Source organism: Bordetella avium (assembly GCF_034424645.1).
In the GTDB taxonomy this organism is placed as follows: domain Bacteria; phylum Pseudomonadota; class Gammaproteobacteria; order Burkholderiales; family Burkholderiaceae_B; genus Bordetella; species Bordetella avium.
In genome coordinates, this window is sequence record NZ_CP139969.1 from 924,744 (window position 1) to 946,533 (window position 21,790).

Annotated in this window: 22 protein-coding genes and 2 tRNA genes; 16 read left to right on the forward strand and 8 right to left on the reverse strand. The window is 61.2% G+C overall.

Going from position 1 to position 21,790, the window contains the following annotated elements; genetic code table 11:
- Nucleotides 1-111: 111 nt before the first annotated feature.
- The 6 genes from U0029_RS04380 (at nt 112) to U0029_RS04405 (ending at nt 6,789) form a co-directional block, all read left to right on the forward strand.
- Complete coding sequence (locus U0029_RS04380) at nt 112-978, forward strand: hydrolase (RefSeq protein ID WP_012418261.1); 867 nt, start codon at nt 112-114, stop codon at nt 976-978.
- A gap of 34 nt (nt 979-1,012) precedes the next feature.
- Nucleotides 1,013-1,957 (forward strand): ABC transporter permease, encoded by a 945-nt coding sequence (locus U0029_RS04385; RefSeq protein WP_012418260.1) that lies wholly within the window; start codon nt 1,013-1,015, stop codon nt 1,955-1,957.
- Entirely contained in the window at nt 1,954-2,775 is an 822-nt protein-coding gene (locus U0029_RS04390; RefSeq protein WP_012418259.1) for an ABC transporter permease, read from the forward strand. The genes U0029_RS04385 and U0029_RS04390 overlap by 4 nt, the downstream gene beginning before the upstream one ends.
- On the forward strand, nt 2,772-4,427 hold the full coding sequence (locus U0029_RS04395) for an ABC transporter ATP-binding protein (protein ID WP_114852303.1): 1,656 nt from the start codon (nt 2,772-2,774) through the stop codon (nt 4,425-4,427). Before U0029_RS04390 ends, U0029_RS04395 begins: the two co-directional genes overlap by 4 nt.
- Before the next feature lie 76 nt (nt 4,428-4,503).
- A complete protein-coding gene (locus tag U0029_RS04400; protein WP_039051708.1) occupies nt 4,504-5,124 on the forward strand; it encodes a GntR family transcriptional regulator in 621 nt (206 codons plus the stop codon).
- Between the two features lie 114 nt (nt 5,125-5,238).
- A complete protein-coding gene (locus U0029_RS04405; RefSeq protein WP_114852304.1) occupies nt 5,239-6,789 on the forward strand; it encodes an ABC transporter substrate-binding protein in 1,551 nt (516 codons plus the stop codon).
- Nucleotides 6,790-6,984: 195 nt separating this feature from the next.
- On the opposite strand, the gene U0029_RS04410 is transcribed toward U0029_RS04405, so the two are convergent.
- Nucleotides 6,985-7,548, reverse strand: coding sequence for a DcrB/PsbP domain-containing protein (locus U0029_RS04410; RefSeq protein ID WP_114852305.1), 564 nt, complete (start codon nt 7,546-7,548; stop codon nt 6,985-6,987).
- An 85-nt stretch (nt 7,549-7,633) separates the two neighbouring features.
- Nucleotides 7,634-8,920, reverse strand: coding sequence for a phospholipase A (locus U0029_RS04415; RefSeq protein ID WP_114852306.1), 1,287 nt, complete (start codon nt 8,918-8,920; stop codon nt 7,634-7,636).
- A gap of 107 nt (nt 8,921-9,027) precedes the next feature.
- On the opposite strand from U0029_RS04415, the gene U0029_RS04420 reads away from it, so the two are divergent.
- Both U0029_RS04420 and U0029_RS04425 read left to right on the forward strand, forming a co-directional pair.
- A tRNA-Arg gene (locus tag U0029_RS04420) sits at nt 9,028-9,104 on the forward strand.
- 427 nt (nt 9,105-9,531) lie between these two features.
- Entirely contained in the window at nt 9,532-10,671 is a 1,140-nt protein-coding gene (locus U0029_RS04425; RefSeq protein WP_114852307.1) for a S8 family peptidase, read from the forward strand.
- A 257-nt stretch (nt 10,672-10,928) separates the two neighbouring features.
- Here U0029_RS04425 and U0029_RS04430 read toward each other — a convergent pair whose 3' ends face one another.
- The gene (locus U0029_RS04430; RefSeq protein WP_114852308.1) at nt 10,929-12,389 is read right to left on the reverse strand and encodes a phospholipase D-like domain-containing protein; all 1,461 of its coding nucleotides are present in this window, start codon (nt 12,387-12,389) and stop codon (nt 10,929-10,931) included.
- A 138-nt stretch (nt 12,390-12,527) separates the two neighbouring features.
- Between U0029_RS04430 and U0029_RS04435 the strand changes: the two genes are divergently transcribed.
- Nucleotides 12,528-12,603 (forward strand) — tRNA-His (locus tag U0029_RS04435).
- An 84-nt stretch (nt 12,604-12,687) separates the two neighbouring features.
- Here the strand turns inward: U0029_RS04435 and U0029_RS04440 are convergent.
- Nucleotides 12,688-13,653 carry a cupin domain-containing protein gene (locus U0029_RS04440; protein ID WP_114852309.1) on the reverse strand — a complete coding sequence of 322 codons (966 nt, stop codon included), beginning with the start codon at nt 13,651-13,653 and terminating at the stop codon, nt 12,688-12,690.
- Between the two features lie 144 nt (nt 13,654-13,797).
- Here U0029_RS04440 and U0029_RS04445 point away from each other — a divergent pair, with 144 nt between their 5' ends.
- The 3 genes from U0029_RS04445 (at nt 13,798) to U0029_RS04455 (ending at nt 15,442) form a co-directional block, all read left to right on the forward strand.
- Nucleotides 13,798-14,127: a carboxymuconolactone decarboxylase family protein gene (locus tag U0029_RS04445; protein ID WP_012418249.1), complete on the forward strand. Its 330-nt coding sequence runs from the start codon at nt 13,798-13,800 to the stop codon at nt 14,125-14,127.
- Nucleotides 14,128-14,571: 444 nt separating this feature from the next.
- Nucleotides 14,572-15,072 carry a carbonic anhydrase gene (locus U0029_RS04450; RefSeq protein ID WP_162790364.1) on the forward strand — a complete coding sequence of 167 codons (501 nt, stop codon included), beginning with the start codon at nt 14,572-14,574 and terminating at the stop codon, nt 15,070-15,072.
- Nucleotides 15,073-15,148: 76 nt separating this feature from the next.
- The gene (locus tag U0029_RS04455) at nt 15,149-15,442 is read left to right on the forward strand and encodes a hypothetical protein (protein WP_012418248.1); all 294 of its coding nucleotides are present in this window, start codon (nt 15,149-15,151) and stop codon (nt 15,440-15,442) included.
- A 10-nt stretch (nt 15,443-15,452) separates the two neighbouring features.
- Here the strand turns inward: U0029_RS04455 and U0029_RS04460 are convergent, their stop codons facing one another.
- From U0029_RS04460 to ypfJ, 3 genes are all read right to left on the reverse strand, one after another.
- Nucleotides 15,453-16,217: a DUF1828 domain-containing protein gene (locus U0029_RS04460; protein WP_012418247.1), complete on the reverse strand. Its 765-nt coding sequence runs from the start codon at nt 16,215-16,217 to the stop codon at nt 15,453-15,455.
- Nucleotides 16,214-16,771, reverse strand: a complete 558-nt coding sequence (locus U0029_RS04465; protein ID WP_039051709.1) for a hypothetical protein — start codon at nt 16,769-16,771, stop codon at nt 16,214-16,216. The genes U0029_RS04460 and U0029_RS04465 overlap by 4 nt, the downstream gene beginning before the upstream one ends.
- Before the next feature lie 274 nt (nt 16,772-17,045).
- Nucleotides 17,046-17,873, reverse strand: coding sequence for a KPN_02809 family neutral zinc metallopeptidase (ypfJ, locus tag U0029_RS04470; protein ID WP_162790365.1), 828 nt, complete (start codon nt 17,871-17,873; stop codon nt 17,046-17,048).
- Between the two features lie 51 nt (nt 17,874-17,924).
- Between ypfJ and U0029_RS04475 the strand changes: the two genes are divergently transcribed.
- The 4 genes from U0029_RS04475 (at nt 17,925) to bamC (ending at nt 21,402) form a co-directional block, all read left to right on the forward strand.
- Nucleotides 17,925-18,551, forward strand: a complete 627-nt coding sequence (locus U0029_RS04475) for an L-threonylcarbamoyladenylate synthase (protein ID WP_114852311.1) — start codon at nt 17,925-17,927, stop codon at nt 18,549-18,551.
- A gap of 83 nt (nt 18,552-18,634) precedes the next feature.
- On the forward strand, nt 18,635-19,282 hold the full coding sequence (locus U0029_RS04480; RefSeq protein ID WP_114852361.1) for a site-2 protease family protein: 648 nt from the start codon (nt 18,635-18,637) through the stop codon (nt 19,280-19,282).
- Between the two features lie 79 nt (nt 19,283-19,361).
- Nucleotides 19,362-20,267 carry a 4-hydroxy-tetrahydrodipicolinate synthase gene (gene dapA / locus U0029_RS04485; protein ID WP_012418243.1) on the forward strand — a complete coding sequence of 302 codons (906 nt, stop codon included), beginning with the start codon at nt 19,362-19,364 and terminating at the stop codon, nt 20,265-20,267.
- Between the two features lie 16 nt (nt 20,268-20,283).
- A complete protein-coding gene (gene bamC / locus U0029_RS04490; RefSeq protein ID WP_012418242.1) occupies nt 20,284-21,402 on the forward strand; it encodes an outer membrane protein assembly factor BamC in 1,119 nt (372 codons plus the stop codon).
- 86 nt (nt 21,403-21,488) lie between these two features.
- On the opposite strand, the gene U0029_RS04495 is transcribed toward bamC, so the two are convergent.
- Nucleotides 21,489-21,713, reverse strand: coding sequence for an endopeptidase (locus U0029_RS04495; RefSeq protein ID WP_162790366.1), 225 nt, complete (start codon nt 21,711-21,713; stop codon nt 21,489-21,491).
- Nucleotides 21,714-21,790: the final 77 nt, after the last annotated feature.

Here is a 21,790-nt window from a genome sequence, read left to right on the forward strand (position 1 = left end):
TTGTTAGCGATAGTTCTCTGCTTCTAAAATTGGCGCCAATTTAAGTGCTTATTTTTACGCGCCGCCTGTCCGCGCTCTGAATGCGCGGGCAGCTATGTTCCCGAGGAATCTATGTCTGAAGTTATCGCCAACGGCGCTGCCGCGAATGCGCTGGCCCGCGCCATCTACGAGCTGGGCCACAGCACCATTTTCGCGGCCCGCACCGATCCGCGTTTCGCTTACTGCATGTATGTGCCGCCGCATCTGGACACGGCGACCCGTCCGATGGAGCTCGTGGTGATCGTGCACGGCACGGGGCGCTCCTTTGTGGAATACCGAGATGCCTTCGCCGAATTCGCGCGCTGGAACGACTGCATCGTGCTTTGCCCCCTGTTCCCGGTGGGTGTGCGCGGCGACGGCAACCGTGATGGCTTCAAACATCTTGCCGAAGGCGAGATCCGCTACGACCAGGTGCTGCTGGACATCGTGGCTGAAGTGGGCGAGAAGTTCAGCCTGGACTTCTCGCGCTTTGCGTTGTTCGGCTATTCGGGCGGCGGCCAGTTCGTCAATCGCTTCGCCCTGCTGCACCCCGAGCGTCTGTGGGCGGCGTCCATCGGCGCTCCGGGATCGGTCACGCTGCTGGATACGGAACAGAACTGGTGGGTCGGCGTGCGTGACATCAAAGAACGTTTTGGCCGCGAACTGGATCTCGACGCTCTGCGCAAGCTTGCCGTGCACATGGTGGTGGGCAAGGCTGATCTCGAAACCTGGGAAATCACACACAAAGAAGGCGGCAAGTTCTATATGCCGGGCGCCAATGACGCGGGCCGGACTCGCCCGGAGCGTCTGCAAACGCTCAAGCGCACCTTCGAGGCCGCTGGTGTGCGCGTCAAGTTCGATCTGATCGACAATGTGCCTCACGATGGCCTGAAGTGCGTGGGTCAAGTCCAGGATTTCCTGGCAGAAGCCCTGCGCGAGAAGCGCGCAGACAAGTCCTGATTTTCAGGCGGCCCCGCACTCAAGGAGACCGCATATGCTGCGCTTCGCGCTATCACGTATCGTCATGGCCATCCCTACGCTGCTTATCGTGGCGGTGGCTGTGTTCGTTCTCATCCGCTTGATCCCAGGTGATCCGGCTCAGCTTTTGCTGGGTGACCTGGCCACGCCGGCGGCGCTGGCCGATCTGCGCGGCCGCCTGGGGTTGGATCAGAGCTGGCCGGTTCAATTCGGCATCTGGTTCAACAATATGCTGCATGGCGACCTGGGGCAGTCCATCAATACAGGACAACCGGTGCTGGGCCTGGTCTGGGATCGCTTCTTGGTTAGCGCGCGCGTTGTGCTCGCCGCGGTGCTCTTTGCCACCCTGGTCGCCGTGCCCGCGGGCATGATCGCCGCCTGGAAGCAAAACAAGGCGCCGGATCTGTTCCTGGTCAGCGCTGCGACCCTGCTGGTGTCGATTCCAACGTTTTGGCTGGGTCTGCTGCTGCTGCTGTTCTTCGGCCTCAAGCTGCAATGGCTGCCGGTGGTGGGCTATGTGTCGCTCAGCACCGACCTCAAGGCTGGCCTGCTGTATTTGGTCATGCCGGTCCTGACGTTGTTTTTGCACGAAATCGGTGTCCTGATGCGCATGGCCCGCGCCAGCACGCTGGAAGTGCTGCGTCTGGATTACATCACTCACGCGCGCGCCAAAGGCCTGTCCGAATCGGCCGTGCTGATTCATCACGCGTTCCGCAATGCCTTCGGCCCGACCTGGACCCTCATCGGTCTGGTGCTGGGCAATCTGTTGGGCGGCATCGCGGTGGTCGAAACCGTGTTCACTATTCCCGGTCTTGGCCGCTTATTGGTGGACGCCATTTTCGCCCGCGACTATCCCGTGATCCAGGGTTGCCTGCTGTTTGTGGCAGTGACCTATGTGATCGTCAACCTCGTGGTGGATCTGTGCTATCCGCTCTTTGATCCCAGAGTGACCGCAGAATGAAGAAATCAGTAGCCGCCAATGCGTGGGTCGGTGGAATTATCGTGGCCATCATGGTGCTGGCCGCCATCCTGGGTGTTGTTTGGACACCCTATGACCCCCTAAAAATCAACTTCATGGCCCGTCTGCGGCCGCCCGGTGGCGAATACCTGCTGGGCACCGATGAATTCGGCCGCGATGTGCTTTCCCGCTTGCTTGCAGGCGCGTCGAGCAGCGTCTGGATCAGCTTGCTGACTGTGACGCTGGCAATCGTCGCCGGTACGGCCATCGGTATCGTGACGGGCTATGTGCGCGGTTGGACCGACCGCATCATCATGGCCTTCAACAATGCGCTGCTGGCTTTCCCTGGCTTGTTGCTCGCTCTGGGGCTGCTGGCCGTGGTGGGCGCCAATAAATACGGCATCATTCTGGCGCTGGGTCTGGCCTACACGCCCTCGGTGACGCGTATCGTGCGCGGCACGGTGCTGTCGCTGCGCGAGAAGGAATTCATTGAATCCTCGCGCGTGCTGGGCAATTCCGAGCTGTACACCATGTTCCGCCATGTGCTGCCCAATTGCGTCGCGCCGCTGACGGTGTTGGCAACGTCCATGTTCGGCTGGGTCGTTCTGGCTGAAAGCGCGCTGTCCTTCCTGGGCTTGGGGGTTCCGCCGCCGGCGCCCACCTGGGGCAATATGCTGGCTGCCGCGCGTCCTTTTATGGCGCAGGCAAGCTATCTTTCTATCTTCCCCGGGCTGTGCATTGCCATGGCGCTGCTGGGCATCAACTTGCTGGGCGACGCCATCCGTGACCGCCTGGACCCGCGCATGAGGGGATCTCGATGAACGCGTTGGTATCGGTTTCCCATCTTTCCCTGACCGTCGGCCGCGGTGGCCGCGAGATCGTCAGTGACGTTTCCTTTGAGGTGGCGCCGGGCGAAATGGTCGGCATCGTCGGTGAATCGGGCAGCGGTAAAACGCAGGCGGCCCGCGCCATCATGGGCCTCACGCCACAACCTCTGGTGGTGTCGGGAGGGCAGATTCTGTTCGAAGGTCAGGACGTGATCAAGGCCAGTCAGGCCACGCTGCGCAAGCTGCGCGGCGCGCGTATCGGCATGGTCTTCCAGGAACCCATGACCTCGCTCAATCCGTCGATGTCCATCGGCCGTCAACTGGACGAGGGTCTGGCCCTGCACCGCAAAGACCTCAGCCCCGAGGCGCGGCGCGAACGCATTCTTGAAATGCTGCGCCGGGTGGGCATTCGCGATCCCAAGGGCGCGATGACGGCTTGGCCGCATGAATTTTCCGGTGGCATGCGTCAGCGCATGATGTTGGCCTCGGTCATGTTGCTGGAACCCGCCTTGCTGCTGGCCGACGAACCCACCACGGCGCTGGATGCCGTGGTGCAGCGCGACGTGCTGGAGCTGATGGTCGATCTGACGCGCGAACACAATACTGCCGTGCTGATGATCAGCCACGATTTACCCATGGTGGCGCGCTACACCGAGCGCATGGTGGTCATGCGCCATGGCCGCGTGGTGGAAGCGGGCGGTACTGAGGAAATCCTGGCGCGTCCGCGCGAGGCCTACACGCGTAAACTGCTCGACGCCATGCCGCGCCGTCTGCCGGCCCGCCCGCCCATCGTTACTGAACCCATTGTCGAGGTGAAGAAACTGGTGGTCGATTACCGCGGCCATCAGCGGCTGTTCTCGCGCACCGTCGGCAAGCGGGCCTTGACCGGCATCGATCTGCAGGTGCGGCCGCGTGAAGTCGTGGCCGTGGTGGGGGGGTCGGGTTCCGGCAAAACCACGCTGGGCCGCGCTATTGCCGGTCTGTTGCAGCCGACCTCGGGCGACATTCTGTTCCGTGGACAGGCGCTGAACCGGCGTTCGGCAAGCTGGAACGACTATCGCCTGAACTGCCAGATGGTGTTTCAGGACCCGTATTCCTCGCTTAATCCGCGCATGACCATCGGTCAGTTGGTGGGCGAAGGCCTGCGCCTGGTGCAAGGCATGAGCGACACCGACAAACGCCGCCGCGTCGATGAAGTGTTGACTGAGGTCGGTCTGGGTTCGGAATACGCTGCGCGCTACCCGCATGAATTGTCGGGTGGCCAGCGTCAGCGCGCGGCCATCGCCCGTGCCGTGGTTCGCCGTCCATCCTTCGTGATTGCCGATGAGCCGGTGTCGGCGCTGGACGTGACCGTGCGTGCCCAGGTGCTAGATCTGTTTGCCGACCTCCAGGAAAAACATGGTTTTTCCTGCCTGTTCATCAGCCACGATCTGGGGGTGGTTGAGCAGGTGGCCGATCGCGTTATCGTCATGCGTGACGGGGCGATTGTGGAGCAGGGGCGGCGCGACGAGGTGTTCGATCATCCCAAGGATGAGTACACCCGCACGCTGCTGCGCGCCATTCCGGCGCTGGACCCTGTCGAGACGGGGGGCGTGCGCCTGCGCTGGCGCCTGGATGGTGAAATTTCCAGGGCACAGCGGGCCTGATGCCGAAGCCCGCTCCGCAGTCAGGGCGGGTTTTTTGCATAAAATGCTCGGATTAGCACTGGCAGGGAGCACTCACATGCCCAAAGTGGCAGCCACGCAGCCGAGTCTGGCTGACCGGATTGTCCGCGATATCCAGTCGGGGGCGTTCAGTCCGGGGGCTTGGTTGAAACAGATCGATTTGCAGGAACGTTATAGCGCCAAGCGTCTGGACGTTCGGCGCGCACTCGATCATCTGGCCGGCAAGCGGGTGCTGACGCATATCCCCAATCGTGGGTATCACGTCTATCACTTGAATCCGGATTTGCAAAAACAGGTCCGCGAAACCCGCGTCATCCTGGAGGCGGGCGCGGTTCCCGATCTCTTGTCCCGTACTACGCCGGCCAAGGTGCAAGCCTTGCGGGTGTTGGCAGAGCGTTTCGCCAACATGATCGACGACGGCACGCTGATGGAGCAGTACGAGGTCAATCTGGCTTTCCACGCCGCGCTCTACGATATGTGCGCCAACCGCGAATTGGTGGCGCTCATTCACGAGATGCGCGGCCGTTCGCCCTCGGCCCCCAGCGCCGAATGGGTGACCCGCTCGCGCATTGAACAGTCCGCCCGCGAGCACTTCGACATCGTCGCGGCCGTCGAGGCGCGCGATGTGACAGGCCTGCAACAGATCATCAGAGAACACATCCTTCAAGATTTTTCTTGATTTTCTATCCGGCTGTCCCAGGGATACCCCTAGTATTCCCTGGCGCCCGCCAGGCTCAATAGCCGCTATTATTGGCGCCAATATTGATGCCACTGGTGTATACAGGAGCTTTTCATGATGAACACCCCGATCCGTCTGGCCACGATCGCCGCGGCGCTGGCTCTGGCCGGTGCTGCCCAGGCGGCCACCATGCTGACCATTGCCGAGCCGGCCGACATCCGGTCCACCAATCCTGGTGTCAATCGCGACAACACTACCGACGGCGTGGTGTTGAATATGGTCGAAGGTCTGGTTGGATATCGTGACAACGGTACGGTAGCGCCTTTGTTGGCCAAGTCGGTCGATGTTTCCGATGACGGTCTGACCTACACCTTCAAACTGCGTGAGGGCGTGAAATTCCATAATGGCGCGCCACTGACGGCGGCCGACGTGCTGTGGAACTGGCAACGCTATATGGACCCTAAAACCGATTGGCGCTGCCGCAGCGATTTTGACGGCCGCAACGATCTGAAGGTGACCGAAGTCTCCGCACCCGATCCCATGACCGTGGTCATGAAAATCAACCACAAGTCAGCGGTTTTCCTCGATTCGCTGGCCCGCACGGATTGCGGCATGACGGCCATCGTGCACAAGGACTCGGTAAAGGCGGATGGGAGCTGGGACAAGCCCATTGGGACCGGCCCGTTCAAGTTCCGTGAATGGAAGCGCGGCGAATACACCCTGGTCGAGGCCTTCAAAGAATACCAATCGCCCCCCGGAGACAAGCCGGACGGCTATGTCGGCAGCAAGCGTCCGCTGGTTGACGAGGTCAAGTTTCTGGTGGTGCCGGACCCCTCCACCGCCAAGGCGGGTCTGCTGTCCGGTGCGATCGACGCCAGCCAGATCACCAATAGCGATGCGGGCGAGCTGAGCAAGAACGCCAAGCTGAGCGTATTCGTGCCGCACGACGCCACCAAGCATGTGCTGCTCTTGCAGACGCGCGACCCATTGCTCAAGAATGTGAAGCTGCGCCAGGCCATGGCCGCCGCGCTGGATATTCCGCAAATCGTGCAGGCCGCTTCGGAGGGCCTGGGCCAGTTGAACAACTCGGCGGTGCCAGCCGGTTCGGCCTATTACACCGATGCGCAGAAGCGCCGCTTCAAGTATGACCCGGCCCGCGTGCAGCAATTGCTCAAGGAGGCCGGTTACAAGGGCGAACCCATCGTTATCTATGCAAACAAGCGCGCCCACGTTCCGAGCTACCAGATTGCCGTGATGGCCCAGGCCATGTTGCAGGCCGCCGGCATCAACGCCCAGATCGAAGTAATCGAATGGGCCACGCAGCTCGATCGCTACAACTCGGGTAAATACCAGGTCAGCTCCTTTAGCTATTCTTCCCGTCTGGACCCCGCGCTGAGCTTTGAGCAATTCGCGGGCGACAAGGACAAGCAGGCTCGCAAAGTCTGGGAAGATCCTAAAGCCCTGGCGCTGATCGACGCCAGCTTCTTGGAGTCCGATCCCGCCAAGCGTCAGGCCATTTTTGACGAGTTGCAAACCCTGATGCTTGAACAAGTCCCGCTGATCGTGTTCTTTAATGGCGCCGATGCCTGGGCCTCCAGCAAGCGCCTGACCACGTTCAATGCCTGGGAAGGCAAGCCGCTGGCCTGGGAGACGGCCGTTAAGTAAGCCAGTCTGTCAGTTGGAATACGGCCCGGCCTGCGCGCCGGGCTTGACCTTTATCAAGACTGAAAAAGCCCATCCTGACTACGATGGGCTTGTCGCGTTGGTCCCGAACCCGGCGCGGCAATTCGCAATAGGAACCTCGAGTTGGCCCTGAAAGCCCTGGCTTTCAGGGCACTTTTTTCCGCGTTGACCTGCGGGTCAGCGGCTGCCGCGCAGCACGCGCTGCACTAGGTCTGCATGGCCTTGTGCATCACTCTCGCGCGATACCACTTGCACGACGCCTAGGCGCGGACCCGAGCGCGTCAGAAAGCTCGTGTTCTGACTAAGCGAACCGGCGAACGTTCCTGTCGCGTCGATGCGATGCACGTTCATCCCCTTGATCTGAATCGTCTCTTCCTTGGTGACGCGATAATCCGGCGCCGCCTGCTTTTGCTGCCGCACATAGCCTTGAGCGGCATGAGATAGAAAGCGCTTGTCATCGTCGGTCGCATCATCGCTGACCGGCGCTTCGGCCACGACGACGATCTGGCGTGTCTGCGGATTGGCGTAGATATTGCCCGAGGTTCCGGCCGTGCCTTCTTCGGTTCGGCCGGCCGGCAGCGCCCTCGCGTTGAAACCTTCCGGCAAATTAAACGTCAATTTGCCTTGCAGCAGCGTGGCCTGCATGGCGGCGGGCTGGCCGGGGGCGTTCTGTGAAGGCGGGGCGCTATGCGCGTTCAGCGCGAACAGGCTGAGGGCCAGGCTGGGTAGCAGACGGCGCATGACAGTCTCCAGAGGATGGAACGAGAATTCATCCTACACGGCCGTTGCGCCGCCACGTGTGACAGGATTTGTCCTATGTAAGGGCTTAGGGCACGATGGACAGACCGATACGGAACTGGGATTCATTGCGCTGGTTGTAGCCCAGCAGCGTTTCACCATAGCCGTTGAAATACTGTAGGTGCAGATAGCCGTTCATGTTCAGGAAAGTGCGTTTGAGCGGCCAGTTGAAGTCCAGTTGGGTGGTGCGTCGTTGTTTGTCGCCCTGTCGGTACAAGGCCGACACGATGGCGCCGCCGTCCTGCTCCCAGCGCAGTTTCCAGTCCACGTGGCCGGCATAGTCGGCGTAATCGCGGTTCTCGCCCGCCACGGCAAAATAGGCCCGCACCCGTGGCGAAAAACTCAGTGTGCTGCCGCTGCCGAGGCGGTAATACAGGCCGGGTTCGGCATATACATCGTTGACCGAACGCGAGTCCTCGCCGTCCTTGCCATTAGAGCGATGCTCCACGCCGGTATTGAGGCCTAGGCGCCAGTGGGCGTCGCTCGAAGACCAAAGCTGATCCGACTTCCAGAACACACTGGGATTGAAGCTTGTGTCGACGAAAGGCATCGAATCGCCCTGCAAATCCCAGAGCGAGCTTTGCGTGTAGCCCAGATAAAGGTTCTCGTACCAGAGCGGTTCGCGTCCATCGGCCGGGCTGAATAAGCGGTACTTGGCGCTGAGTTGAAAGCGCGCCGTCGTACGCCCGCGCCAGCCGATGTCGAAATACATGGGCTCATACGAAGACAGGGCGGTGCGAAAACTGTCGAAGCCGGAGTTTTGTGTGCGGGCCTGCTCCAACACCACCCGATCAGGCGTCGGGCCGCCTGTCGGCGACGCGCCCATCGCTCCCACCGCCGCCTCAGGCAGGGGTTGTCCGCTGCGGGCATCGGTGACGGGTACAGCAGCCGGCCGGCTGGCGACGGTGCCGCTTTCGCGTCCGGTGGCATCTAGCGCCATCATCGCGGGTTCGCCCTCGATGCTGACGGCCTGTAGGCCCTGTGCCGACATGGGCACCACGGCCGTCCAGGACAGCCGGGCGAAATTGTTCACCGGCACATTCAGCGGCGAAGGGTCGCCCTCTCGTTGTGCCAGGGTGCGCAAGACCTGGCCTTGCGGATCGCGCCATTGCAGCACCAGGCGGGCCTGCGGCTCCCAGCGCGCCTGCGCCGTGCCGTCGTTGAAGTAGACCGCATCGATGCGAACCGTTTCACCGGGCGCGGCCGAGGGCCGATCCAATTGATAGGTGACACCAGAGACAGCAGGCGAGGCAGAGGCCAGCAGGCCAGCCAGTCCCAATGCGCGCAGCGCGAGGGAGCAAGTCGGATTGGACATGGCGGGAGAAAAATAGGACAGGGTAAATAATCTAGCATGTCTGATGGACCGCTCCCACCCAGACGATCATCCCCAGCGGTCTGCGATGGGTTACAATGCGGCCCGCACCGCCCTTAGCTCAGTCGGATAGAGCACTCGCCTTCTAAGCGAGCGGTCACACGTTCGAATCGTGTAGGGCGGGCCATGTATTTTCCAAAGCACGCAGCAAAAATCTGAAAACCCCAAGCCAGTGTTTCCATGGCTTGGGGTTTTTGTCCGATGGCTTTGGGGTTCTCGCCTTATTGCTGGCTTGGCGCACTGTATCGGCTGGCGGCGGGCCTATTGATCTGTCAGGGAAATGTGTATTACCCGCCCCCGCCAAGCTGAACATAGGGAGGGGCGGTGTCGCCGTTATTTGCAAGCGTAAGACGCCAGCCTTATCTGAGGCCATCACGGTGGCTGGGGCTCATAGCGTGCTTGGCCAAGCGCCAGCTCCCCGAGTATGCGAGTTGATACACATCTATTTGCAGTCCTGTTCCTGCAGATTTCATCCTTTTTTTGTCGGCGCATCCCTGTCCGATGGTGAGTTGAATCACAGTGATACTACCGCCATTCGGCGGCGTGGAGATCATATGAAGCAATACGCCATTCTCAAGAAAGCGGTGGTCGCAAAGGACTATGCCATGGGGGATGTCATGTCACTCGCGACAGAGCGGCTTCCCGATCATGCCTTGGTCAGTTTGGCAGAAGATCCTGAGGTTGCCGCCATGGCCATTATCATGCCTACCCGTTTGATCGCACCGCTGCCCGCAAGTAAGGCCGAGACAGACATGGACTGGGGGATTTCCGCAGTGATGGCGGATGTCTCGCCCTTTACCGGGCAAGGGGTCAAGGTTGCGGTGCTGGACACCGGCATTGACAGCAAGCATCCTGCCTTTAAGGGTATTGACCTGACTGAGCAGGATTTCTCGGGCTCGGGCAACGGCGACCGTAACGGACATGGCACGCATGCGGCCGGCACGATATTCGGCCGCGATGTCGACGGCACCCGCATCGGCGTGGCGCGCGGGGTATCGCAGGCGCTGATTGGCAAAGTGCTCGGTGATGATGGTACGGGCGGTTCCGGAATGATTTTCGACGGTGTGCTATGGGCGCTGCGCAATCAGGCCAGCATCGTGTCCCTCTCCCTGGGATTGGATTTCCCCGGTCTGGTCGCCCGGCTGACGCAGCAGGGGTGGCCGGTCGATCTTGCCACGTCGGAGGCGCTGATCGCCTATCGCAGCAATATGCGTCTGTTCGACGCCATGATGGGCCTATTGCAAGCACAGGGCCCTTTTGAGGGAACGCCACTGGTGGTCGCTGCGGCGGGCAACGAGAGCAGGCGCCAGATCAACCGCAACTACCGCATCGGCGTTTCTCTGCCTGCGGCAGCCAATTCGGTATTGTCTGTGGCAGCCGTCGGCCGTCAGGGCAAGCTGTTTGGCGTCGCGCCGTTTTCTAATGAGATGGCCACCTTGAGTGCGCCGGGCGTGGATATCACTTCCGCCCGTGCGGGCAGCACCGGGCTGGCGACACTGAGCGGCACCAGTATGGCCTGCCCTCATGTGTCCGGTGTCGCAGCGCTCTGGCATGAGTTTTTGGTGCAAGCCAAGAGCCAGCCCTCGGCGGCCAATGTCATGGCCAGATTGAAGGCCTCGGCGCGTAACGGTGTGTTCGTGGAGGGTACGGACTCCGCAGATGTCGGGCTGGGTTTGGTGACGGCGCCAACCTAGAAACCTCAAATCCCAAGCCTTGCTTCCAAGTCTTAAGGGCTTGGGATTTTTTCGCCGCCCGCTTTTTTCTGCATCATCATTCTGTGCAGTCTGGACAGGTCATGCCCGGATTCGCGGCAAGCCGAATCGAATCGCAGCGTGTCGATCAATCGGGCAAGAACCAAGGCAAGGCCCGCTCTAACGAGTATTCGAGCTGACGCCTCCGCGGTTTGCAGCACCCCCTATCGCTGCCGGTGTGATGTCGGGGCCGCCATCGCTTACAGATACGGGCTGGCCAGCCAGATCAGTTTATTGCGCAGGCGGTAGAGGAAAGGCTGATCGCGCAACTGATCGAGCGTCAAGGCGTGCGCCTGTGCAATCCGGCCATCGATGCGCTTGGCCACCCAGGCCGCCAATTCCGCATCATAGATTTCGGTGTCCAGCTCGAAATTCAGGCGCAGGCTGCGCGGGTCCAGATTGGATGAGCCCACGTATGACCACACACCATCGACGGTCATCAGCTTGGAATGGTCAAAGGAGCCGCCGGCACGCCAGACGCGGCAGCCTGTGAGTACGATCTGGTCAATCTGCGCCTGCATGGCGTAATCGACCAGGCGCAGATTGTTGTGCTCAGGGATCACCACATCGACGATGATGCCTCGCCGCGCCGCCGTAGCCAGCGCGCCGATCAGGGTTTGGTCCGGCAGAAAGTAGGGGGATTGAATGCGCACATGGTGCTGGGCCACTGCCAGCGCGCCCAGCAGCATATTGTGGTTTGTACCCATGGCGCGGTCTGGTCCCGAGGCCACGCAGCGCACTGGCACCGAACCGACGGGTTCATTGGCTTCGGCGGGAAACCAGGGGTCGCCCGCCAGCGTTTCATGGGTGGTGAAGCTCCAGTCGTGCGCGAAAACCGACATCAATTGCCCCACGATCGGGCCGTGGAACTCGAAGTGAGTATCGAGATTGGTAGCGGCGCCCGACAAGGCGCTCACGAAGGCTGCGCGCACATTCATGCCGCCCGACAGGCCATGACGGCCATCGACCACCAAGACCTTGCGGTGGCTGCGCAGATTGGCATAGGGCATGCGCAGCACACCCAGCGGGTTGGTCATAAAGCGTGCGGTCGGAACGCCGCCCTTGGTCAGGGTGCGAACAATGGGCGGATGCGAATAGCGGCTGCCCACGGCGTCGATGAGCACGCGCACCTGAACGCCCCGCGCATGGGCCTCGATCAAGGCCTCGGCGATTTCACGCCCTATGGGGTCGTTGTCGAAGATATAGCTCTGCATGGCGATGCAATGCTGCGCGCCACGAATCGCCGCCAGCATGGCCGGATAGGTTTCATCGCCGCCATTCAAGGGCCGTACCCGGTTGCCGCCCAGCAACTGAAAATAGTTGAGCTTGTCGCCCAGCGTACGCATCGAGGCGAACTGTGGCGCGCTATACGGCACCACATCGCCCAGGGTCGCCGTGCCCAGCGTATCCACATTGGTGAGGACAGCCTCATCGCGCTGCTGCGACACCATGGTGCGGCGGATGCGGTTGATGCCTGCAACGAAATAGAGCAGGGCCCCAAAAATCGGGGAAAACAGCGCCACGCCTACCCAGCCGATCGCGGCACGCACATCTTGCTTGGTCATCGCGGCATGAATTGCCGCGCCTGCGCCGGCGACGATGCTGAATGCAAAAACCAGATGCGGCCAATAATGGCTCAGAAGGTCGTCGATACGGTCCATGCTTGTCCTGTTGAACTCATCGGTCAGACCCTTTGCTGACCTGCTGTCCGGGCAAGCATAGCAACCTTGCCGTTCTCGTCAAATACAGCGCTCGCACAACTTTTAAAAAGTGTGCTAGAATTCTTCTTCTTTGCAGCGGTGGCTGTAGCTCAGTTGGTAGAGTCCCGGATTGTGATTCCGGTTGTCGTGGGTTCGAGCCCCATCAGCCACCCCACCGAATTTTAAAAAAGGCACTTGGGCGAAAGCCCAAGTGCCTTTTTTTGTTGTTCGGGCGGCTGTGCCGGGTCATTGTTTCGGATCACTGCGCCGGATCACTGCGCCGGGCTGTGTCGACTGGGCGAGCGTTGCGGTGTAGGCGGCGCCATTGTCCCGGTGTTTGCCCCATGATCTCGCGAAATGCTTTGCCAAACGCCGCTTCGGATTGGTAGCCGACCTGTTCTGCGATGTCGCGCTGGCTGCGTTGGCTGTGGTTCAAGAGGGCGCTGGCATGCATCATGCGTATTCGCAGCAGAAATTCGCCGACCGTCATGCCGGCGCGTGAGCGGAAGTGGCGCGCATAGGTGGCGCGCGACATGGCGGCCTTGTTGCCCAGGGTTTCGATCGTCCAGGCCTGTCCTGGGTCCTGGATCATGGCCCGGACCGAAGGGCCGATGCGGCTGTCGGCCGCCAGCGCGAGCATATTCGCCGGTACCTCCTCGCGCTGCCCGTAGGCGCGTAGCGCCAGCGCCAGCAAGGCCTGGCCCAGCGCATTGATCACGGCCGCGGCGCCGGGCAGCGGCGAGGCCGCCTCGACACGCAGCATGGCGATTAGCGGCTGCAACTGTGGCAGGTGGTGGGCCAGAGGGACGTGCAGCACGCCAGGCAGACTGCGTGCGAACAGGTCGCCCGCGCCCCTGTCATAGGAAAAGCGCCCGCAGAGCAGGTCTACATCGGCTTGCTGTTCCGGCGCAGTATTGCGCCTCAAAGGCAGCCGCCCGGCTTCCTTGACGACGGCGGGCACTGGCCGCCTGGCCGTGGTGGCTTCGATATCCAACAGGTCATGGGCGCTGCCGTGAGGCAGCAGCACAAAGTCGCCTTCATTCAAGATCAACGCCGGGCCTTGCCTGGCCTGTAGGCGGCATTGGCCGGCCAGAAGCAGGTGGAAAGCGGCTTCGCCGGGTTGCGCGGCCTCATGCCGCATGGCGAAAGCGCCTTGCAGCAGGCAGCGGACGTCCGGGCGCAGTTCGATGCGGCCCAGAGACAGGAGTTGGCTGAGCGTGTCCATGATGAGGAATGAGACGATACCGCTATAAATTGAGTCAATATTCTATACATCGGATCGTTATCCGGGAGCACAATCGTTTTGCGGTCACACGCAATCAAACAAACGCAATCCCGCGTTTATCCATCCCGTTTAAAAGGATTCGCCATGTTGGACTGGAACAACTATCGCTCTGAATTGAAAGCCCGCATCGGAGAGTTGGGCGTTTTGTCGCCTGGCACGCTGAGCGGTTATCAGGCGCTGTCGGCTGCCGGAAGCAAGACCAAGCACTTGGATGCCAAAACGCGCGAACTGATCGCATTGGCCGTGGCCGTGACGACCCGCTGCGACGGCTGCATTGCGGTGCATGCCGCCCAGGCTGCCAAGGAAGGCGCCACCAAGGAAGAAGTGGCGGAAGCCCTGGGCGTGGCCGTGGCCATGAATGCCGGTGCGGCCATGGTGTACTCGGCGCGGGTGCTCGACGCGCTGCCGGAATAAACAAGGCGGCCGAGGCTTGATGGACTCAAGCCTTTAGGACCTCTAGGGCCTCTAGAGCTTTTAGGGCCTTCAGGCCGCTTCCCTGAGGTCCGATCGGCAGGCATGTCCGCGCATGATCGTGTAGCCATGGCGCGGGCGCATGTCTGTCTGTTTTTTTGAGAGGGTGCACGACGATTATGGGCGGTAATGCTGTGATGGCGGCGGTGCATCGACTTATGGAGCCACACCGTGCAATCCTCTTCCGTACCCCTTGATCAAACATGTGCCTGCCATCCCCGGCGGGGTTTTCTGGCTCTCGGGTTGGCTGCTGGCGCGTCATGGTTCATGCCGCGCACATCGTTGGCCGGGCCCGCGGCTTCCGTCGCGGGCGCGAAGGCTAGGCGAAGTCCTGAGGCCGCCCTACAGGCCCTGAAAGAGGGGCACGCGCGTTTTCAAGCGCACGCTATGCATAAGTGTCAGGCGGATATCGGGGCCATTCTGCAGCGTACGGCTGCCGCGCAGGCGCCCTTTGCCGCCGTCCTGGCCTGCGCTGATTCAAGGGTGCCGGTGGAGTATTTGTTTGATCAGCCTCTCGGCGAGCTTTTCGTGGCGCGCGTAGCAGGCAATATCGTCACGCCTGCCATACAGGCCAGTCTGGAGTACGCGGTGCAGCATCTGGGCATCAAGGCCATCATGGTGCTCGGTCATACCGGTTGCGGCGCCATCGCTGCGGCCCTAAAGGCCAAGAGCGTCGATGAAAATGCCTTGTTCCCCTATATCGAGCCAGGGCTGGTGGCCGGCAATCAGGCCGCCAGCGTCACCCGCAACGCTCATGTCCAGCGCGACATCCTGGTGCGCAACTCATCGCTTATCAGTGCGCGTCAGAAGGCGGGCGCATTGGCTGTCATCTCGGGGGTCTATGCTGTTGGCTCCGGAAACATGGAGTTTGACGTGCATCCCGCCTGACCGGGAATACCCTCTCGGCCGGGGTATCGAGCCCAAAGTAAAGAAATATATCTCTACGGGACAAAAGATACGCGGTATGCTCGTAGTCAGAGAGGGTGTTCCAGTGCTAGAAAATAACTCGGTTTACAAGGGATATCGCTTGAGGGCCAAGGTGGTGCGCGAGGTCAGTCCAGTCGCCAGTGGGCCTTTGTTTACCGCCACGATTGTTGTGGTGCAGGCGGATTCCATTCACGACGAAGGTGACGAGTATCCAGTTCCCTACTTTGCTGAAGGGGCCAGCGTCTATAGTCCGCGAGAGGCTGTTCACGCAGCCGTCGCGCACGGGCGCGAAATCGTTGACGGGCTGATGACGTCGCCTCGCGCCGGTTGAGCCGGTAGGCTCAACCGCTAAACAATTCCCGCCAGTTGCGCGTTTTGTTCAGAGTGCGTACCAGGGCCGATTGTTCAAGAATCGCGGTGGCTTTCTTGAATTCTTCGCTCGATGCGCCATCTTCTAGGATGACCATGCGCGCGTTGCGCGCATCGGCCATTTTCACATCCGACATCTTGCCGTGGGTTTGATAAACCTGCGTCCAATCGACTTTTTTCCCGGCTTTGAGGGCGATGGGTTCGATATAGGTCAGCGAGTTATTCAGTTCGGCACGTACGGCGAAAGCGAAATCGGCGGCATGACCGCTGCTGCCCTTGGCGCGAGCCCCCTTGACCAGCCGGTTGGCGCCGAGCGCATCCGTTAGTGCGCGGCCGACCTGTGCGCGAAAGCGCAGGCGGCTGAACTTCGGCATCCATTTGGCGCACTGAAACGACAGCGCCATCGCGAGCTTGACCGCATCCCACAGGGCTTCCTGCAGTTGTGACCGCGGGCCGCTGGCCACAATCGCGCCATCGTCGTCGAAACAGGCCAGCGTGACGCCGGGGGTTTGGTTCAGGGCTTCCAGGCGTTTGGCAGCCAGTTCGATGCCATACACCGCCGCATGCATGGCGGTTTCGCCGGCATCGGTCAGGTAAAAATTTTCGTCGTCCTGATAGGCGATGAAGAAAGAGACATGCTGGCCGTCGAGTCCCAGCGTCATGGGGGCGACCGCACGAATGGCGCGTTCGCCGGCCGGCAACACCGTCCAGCCTGAAGCTTCGAGAAAATTACTCATAGAATCAGTTCGATTTGGCGGCCTTTCAGCGGGTGGGCAAAGCCGCCGGCCAGCGTCAGGTTCGCGCGCGGCAGGAAATAGTCCATGAGCGCAGTGATGCTGCCAAGCGCCGGGGTGACGGGTTCGGCATAGCCTTCCCCTTCCGCCACCCAGATATGCTGGTGGCTGCGGTCGGGCAGCACGCGCCGATAATTGGGCAGGCCGTTGCCCACGAGGCTGCTGTGAAAGCTGTCGCCGGTATCCACGCCCAAAACGCGGTGCGGACCGACGAACAGGCTGGCGCTGAAGGCCTCGCCGATCATGATGGCAGCCTGGCCGCGCACCACGGTGCGCGCACCGCGGTAAAGGGCCCGGAAAATGATGTCTTCGCGGATTTCGCCCTTGATCTGACAGGCGGTGCTGAACTCCATCCACAAGGAGGCTGCCACGCCAGGAGCGGTTGTGCTGGGCCCAGGCTTGTGAACCCAGGAAATCGGTTTGACGGTTTCCTTCGGTTCGGCCAGGATTTCCTGGACCTCATCCGGCGTGATCAGGGGTTCGACTTTGTTAGCCATGGGCAAAAAAATAAATGCGCCTGCCGTGGGGCACACTGGGCAATGAGCATCCTGGGGCGACGTGGCCTAAGGCGCAGGCCTGGGCAGTCTTATCCGTCCCGGGAGGCCGGCCCTGATCCGCGTTGCCGATCAGTTTCCACAGCCCAGTCCCGCAATCCAGTCCCGCCGTCCAACCCCGCCACCAGCGCCAAGCCTGCCAGCCACTTGCCCCACGCCTGTGCGTTTCAGTAGGCAAACGTGAAAGTATGCTCGTTTTGTGCGCAGGCGACAAGTGTCAAAGCTCCTGTGTGGCGAAGGTATTGCATTGGCGCAGGTCGCCGGAATCCAGGCCGCGCTTGAACCAGCGCACCCTTTGGGCGGATGAGCCATGGGTGAAGGCGTCGGGTACGACATAGCCCTGGCTTTTGCGTTGCAGGGTGTCATCGCCGATGGCGCTGGCGGCGTTTATGCCCGATTCGATATCACCTGCTTCCAGTATGTGCCGGGCCTGATCGGCGCGGCGCGCCCACAGACCGGCGAAACAATCGGCCTGCAATTCCAGGCGGACCGACAGCGAGTTGGCCAGCGCGGGATTGCGCCGGCGGGCTTCGCCCACCTGTTCGGCGATGCCCAGGAGATTCTGGACATGATGGCCCACTTCGTGGGCGATGACATAGGCCCGTGCGAAATCGCCGGGGGCGTTGAGTTTGCGCTTCATGTCCTCAAAGAAACTGAGATCCAGGTAGACCTTGCTGTCGAGCGGACAATAGAAAGGGCCCATCGCAGATTGGCCGGTGCCGCAGGCTGTGGGCGTGGCGCCGCTGAACAGCACCAGTTTGGGCGCTTCGTATTTGCGGTTTAAATTTTGTTTGAAAATGCTGTCCCAGGTGTCTTCGGTTTCGCCCAGTACGCGGGCCACGAAGCGGCTTTCGCCGTCTTGAGTCTGGGGCGCCTGTCGTGCTGGCGGACTATCTGCCATTTGCAGTACAACTGAAGGATCGATTCCAAAATACACGGCGACCAGAGCGAGCACGATCGCCCCCAACCCGATACTGCCGCGGCGTACGCCTCGGCCACGACGGTCTTCAATATTGCTACTCTCGCGTGAATCATCCATGCGCATGGCTATTTCCTGGGATGGCCACATGGCCGGGGGTAATCTTAGGATAAATTCATGGCTTTGCATCTTTCTATCCATCCCGACAATCCGCAGCCGCGTCTGCTCAAGCAGGCCGCTCAATGGATCGGCGATGGCGGCCTCATCGCCGTGCCGACGGATTCCAGCTACGCCGTGGCCGCCCGGCTGGACGATAAAGACGCGGCAGACCGCCTGCGGCGCCTGCGCGGACTGGACGAGCGGCATCATCTGACGCTGCTGTGCCGCGATCTGGCCGAGATTGGCCAGTTTGCCAAGGTGGACAATCGACAGTACCGCTTGCTTAAGCTGGCGACGCCGGGCCCCTGGACTTTTATCCTGGAGGCCACGCGCGAAGTGCCACGGCGCGTGTCGCACCCGTCGCGCAAAACCATAGGCATACGCGTACCCGACCATGCCGTGGCGTTGGCCCTGTTGGAACAGGTGGGGGCCCCCTTGCTGTCCACCACCCTGATTCCCAAAGGCGAGGACGATGCGCTCAATGATGCCGAAGCAATCAGCTTGCGTTTTGCCCACGATCTGGCTGCCGTGATAGATGCGGGCGCTTGTCCCCAGCACCCGACCACCGTCATCGATCTGACCGGCGATGAGCCTGTGGTGTTGCGGCGCGGGCGTGGTGATCCGGCTGGACTAGGATTGGTCTGAATCCAGCCTACTAGGCTGATATCTCAAATTCCTTCGAGGCAGGCCGTTTCATGACGGCGGCCTGCCTCTACAATGGTGTCGCTATGAACGACATCATTCAGACCCTCGCCATCTACGCGATTCCCGTCATTTTCGCCATTACTCTGCATGAGGCCGCGCACGGTTACGTCGCCCGCCTTTTCGGCGATCCCACCGCGCAGCAGGCAGGCCGTGTGACGCTCAACCCCATCAAGCACATTGATCCGGTTGGCACCCTGCTCGTGCCGGTGGCTATTTTGCTGGCGTCGAAACTGCTGGGTGGCGGCGGCCTGTTGTTTGGCTGGGCCAAACCGGTGCCGGTGGATTTCGGACGTCTGCGCCGGCCCAAGCGCGACATGCTATGGGTGGCGCTGGCGGGGCCGGGCTCTAATCTGCTGATGGCCATCCTCTGGGTGCTGTGCATCCGTGGGTACCAGAGTATGGGCCTGCAGGAGAGTTTCTGGTATGAAATGGCGCAGGCCGGCATTAGCGTGAATCTGGTGCTGATGGCGCTTAACCTGCTGCCCATCCTGCCGCTCGATGGCGGCCGCGTGCTGTTTAGTTTGTTGCCCCACCGTTTGGCCTGGCAGTATTCACGCATTGAGCCCTATGGCCTGATTATCGTCTTGTTATTGTTAGTGACGGACGTATTGTGGGTTTTGATACAGCCAATCTTTGCGCTGGGAGCCGTGATTGTTAATTGGTTCCTCTAGGAATTTGCACAATATCCGGTAAACTCGCCGCTTTAACAGATTGATGCCCGGCGTTCCGGGTCCGGAGCCTCACTACACTATGGCATCCTCTGCTTCGACTGTGGACATTACTTTTAATGGCAGCCTGGTGGCTTTGGTCACCCCCATGCAGCCCGATGGCAGTCTGGACTACCCGGCTTACCGGGCGCTGATCGATTGGCACGTGCAGCAAGGCACGAATGCGCTGGTCGTGGTGGGCACCACGGGCGAATCGCCCACGGTCTCCATGGACGAACATGCGGAGCTGATCCGGGTTGCGGTTGAGCACGCCGCCGGCCGCATTCCGGTGATCGCCGGTGTGGGCGCCAATTCCACCCAGGAAGCCATTCACCTGGCGCGCCATGCGAAGTCCGTGGGCGCTCAGGCTGGTCTGTCCGTCGCCCCGTATTACAACAAGCCCACCCAGGAAGGCATTTACCGCCATTTCCTCGCCATTCAGGACGCCGTGGGCCTGCCCACGATTCTGTACAACGTGCCTGGCCGCACGGTGGCTGATATTTCTCTCGAAACCGTGTTGCGCCTTGCTCAGGTGCCTGGCGTGATCGGCATCAAGGACGCGACGGGCGATATCGCCCGGGGCGCCTTGCTTTTGCGCGAAGCGCCGGCGTCGTTTCAGGTTTTCAGCGGCGATGACCCGACCGCCGCAGCCCTGATTTTGCTGGGCGCGCGCGGCAATATCTCGGTGACCGCCAACGTGGCGCCCAAGCTGATGAGTCAGCTTTGCGCGGCCGCTGCCGCCGGTGATGTGCCCCGAGTGCGCGAACTCAACGCGCAACTGGCTCGCCTGAACAAGGCTTTGTTCGTCGAAGCCAATCCTATTCCCGTCAAATGGGCGCTGGCTCAGATGGGCCGCAGTGCGCTGGGCTATCGCCTGCCGCTGGTCGAACTGAGTGCCGCGCATCATGAAACCGTGCGTCGAGCGCTTCAGGAAGTGGGTCTGCTTTAATATCGTGAGGACGCGTATGAATACTCGTCATGCCGGCATATCGGCATTGATGGCCCTGGTGTTGTTGTCTGGTTGCAGTGAAATCAACCAGTTCATGGGCAATGATGAATCGATTGACTACAAGAGCACCCGCCGCGGCGAGCCGCTCTCCATCCCCCCCGATCTGACCCAGGCCAACGCCGATCCGCGATACAAGGCGCCCGCTTCGGGTTCGACGACGTTTTCGCAGTATCAGGCGCAAGGCCAGCAGGCTGTCGCCGCGCCGCAGCGTAGTAATGTGCTGCCGCAACGCGACGACATGAAGGTCGAGCGCGATGGCAATCTGCGTTGGCTGGTGGTTAACCGTCCGCCGGAACAGGTCTTTCCCAAGGTCGTGGATTTCTGGACCGACACCGGCTTTACTGTTGCGGTCAATGATCCGCGTTCGGGTTTGATCGAAACCGAGTGGGCCGAAAACCGCGCCAAGATCCCCGAAAGCTGGCTGCGTCAGTTGCTGGGCGCCGTGCTGGAAAGCGCCTGGGATAGCGGCGAGCGTGAGAAATTCCGCACACGGGTCGAGCGCGTCAACGGTCATACCGAAATCTTCATCAGCCACTCGCAGATGCTGGAAAAGCGCACGGGTCCTGATGGCGCTCAGGTCCAATGGACCAATGGCAAGGAAGATCCGGGCCTGAATGCCGCCATGCTGGCGCGCCTGATGGTCTACCTGGGTACTGACGTCGATGCGGCCCGCAAGCTGGTGGCGCAGGCCGAGGCCGCACCGCAACGCCCTGCTGTCGAGCAGACCGTGCGCGCAGAAGGCGCCATGTTGACGGTGTCGGAGTCCTTTGACCGGGCTTGGCGGCGCGTGGGTGTGGCGCTGGATTCCGGTGGCTTCTCCGTGGATGACCGCGACCGCAGCGCTGGGGATTACTTCGTGCGCTACGTCGATAGCGATACCGGCCTGAAAAATGATGAGCCTGGTTTCTTCAGCCGCCTTTTCGGTGGTGACAAGAAGGCAGCGGCGGCACAGTACCGCATCCATCTGTCGGGTACGGGCGATCAGACTCAGGTGACTGTGCTGGACCCCAACGGTCAGCGCGACAACAGCGCTACGGCGCAACGTCTGCTGAGCGTCTTGAAAGACAAGATGTAATTCAGCAAGAAAAAACACCGGCCGCAGGGCCGGTGCTCTCCAAAGCAAACGGCCCGTCAGGGCCGTTTGCTTTTAGCGCTGGCGGATCAGGATGCCGGCGTTGTCGTACCGCCGCTTGCGGGCGCGCTATCGGCCGGAGCCGTTTCCGGCGCCGGAGTGGGCGCTGGCGTGGGGGCCGTGTCGGGCGTGGGGGCCGCTGCGGGAGCGGGCGCCGTTTGCGACGGGGTGTTGGCCGGTGCGGCGGTTTCGTTGTTGCAGGCGGACAGGGCCACGGCCAGCACCGCAGCGACAATCAGGGTTTTGCTCATCATATGAAGGCTCCTGTTTTGAATGAGGGCGATCCCATGGGTATTAGGGGAAACCAGTATTCAGGCTACAGGAATCTGTC

What these genes read in the sequence shown, in the direction of transcription:
- U0029_RS04380 (WP_012418261.1), top strand. Translation starts at nt 112, where the DNA reads ATGTCTGAAGTTATCGCCAACGGCGCTGCCGCGAATGCGCTGGCCCGC.
- U0029_RS04385 (WP_012418260.1), top strand. Translation starts at nt 1,013, where the DNA reads ATGCTGCGCTTCGCGCTATCACGTATCGTCATGGCCATCCCTACGCTG.
- U0029_RS04390 (WP_012418259.1), top strand. Translation starts at nt 1,954, where the DNA reads ATGAAGAAATCAGTAGCCGCCAATGCGTGGGTCGGTGGAATTATCGTG.
- U0029_RS04395 (WP_114852303.1), top strand. Translation starts at nt 2,772, where the DNA reads ATGAACGCGTTGGTATCGGTTTCCCATCTTTCCCTGACCGTCGGCCGC.
- U0029_RS04400 (WP_039051708.1), top strand. Translation starts at nt 4,504, where the DNA reads ATGCCCAAAGTGGCAGCCACGCAGCCGAGTCTGGCTGACCGGATTGTC.
- U0029_RS04405 (WP_114852304.1), top strand. Translation starts at nt 5,239, where the DNA reads ATGATGAACACCCCGATCCGTCTGGCCACGATCGCCGCGGCGCTGGCT.
- U0029_RS04410 (WP_114852305.1), bottom strand. Translation starts at nt 7,548, where the DNA reads ATGCGCCGTCTGCTACCCAGCCTGGCCCTCAGCCTGTTCGCGCTGAAC.
- U0029_RS04415 (WP_114852306.1), bottom strand. Translation starts at nt 8,920, where the DNA reads ATGTCCAATCCGACTTGCTCCCTCGCGCTGCGCGCATTGGGACTGGCT.
- U0029_RS04425 (WP_114852307.1), top strand. Translation starts at nt 9,532, where the DNA reads ATGAAGCAATACGCCATTCTCAAGAAAGCGGTGGTCGCAAAGGACTAT.
- U0029_RS04430 (WP_114852308.1), bottom strand. Translation starts at nt 12,389, where the DNA reads ATGGACCGTATCGACGACCTTCTGAGCCATTATTGGCCGCATCTGGTT.
- U0029_RS04440 (WP_114852309.1), bottom strand. Translation starts at nt 13,653, where the DNA reads ATGGACACGCTCAGCCAACTCCTGTCTCTGGGCCGCATCGAACTGCGC.
- U0029_RS04445 (WP_012418249.1), top strand. Translation starts at nt 13,798, where the DNA reads ATGTTGGACTGGAACAACTATCGCTCTGAATTGAAAGCCCGCATCGGA.
- U0029_RS04450 (WP_162790364.1), top strand. Translation starts at nt 14,572, where the DNA reads ATGCATAAGTGTCAGGCGGATATCGGGGCCATTCTGCAGCGTACGGCT.
- U0029_RS04455 (WP_012418248.1), top strand. Translation starts at nt 15,149, where the DNA reads ATGCTCGTAGTCAGAGAGGGTGTTCCAGTGCTAGAAAATAACTCGGTT.
- U0029_RS04460 (WP_012418247.1), bottom strand. Translation starts at nt 16,217, where the DNA reads ATGAGTAATTTTCTCGAAGCTTCAGGCTGGACGGTGTTGCCGGCCGGC.
- U0029_RS04465 (WP_039051709.1), bottom strand. Translation starts at nt 16,771, where the DNA reads ATGGCTAACAAAGTCGAACCCCTGATCACGCCGGATGAGGTCCAGGAA.
- ypfJ (WP_162790365.1), bottom strand. Translation starts at nt 17,873, where the DNA reads ATGCGCATGGATGATTCACGCGAGAGTAGCAATATTGAAGACCGTCGT.
- U0029_RS04475 (WP_114852311.1), top strand. Translation starts at nt 17,925, where the DNA reads ATGGCTTTGCATCTTTCTATCCATCCCGACAATCCGCAGCCGCGTCTG.
- U0029_RS04480 (WP_114852361.1), top strand. Translation starts at nt 18,635, where the DNA reads ATGAACGACATCATTCAGACCCTCGCCATCTACGCGATTCCCGTCATT.
- dapA (WP_012418243.1), top strand. Translation starts at nt 19,362, where the DNA reads ATGGCATCCTCTGCTTCGACTGTGGACATTACTTTTAATGGCAGCCTG.
- bamC (WP_012418242.1), top strand. Translation starts at nt 20,284, where the DNA reads ATGAATACTCGTCATGCCGGCATATCGGCATTGATGGCCCTGGTGTTG.
- U0029_RS04495 (WP_162790366.1), bottom strand. Translation starts at nt 21,713, where the DNA reads ATGATGAGCAAAACCCTGATTGTCGCTGCGGTGCTGGCCGTGGCCCTG.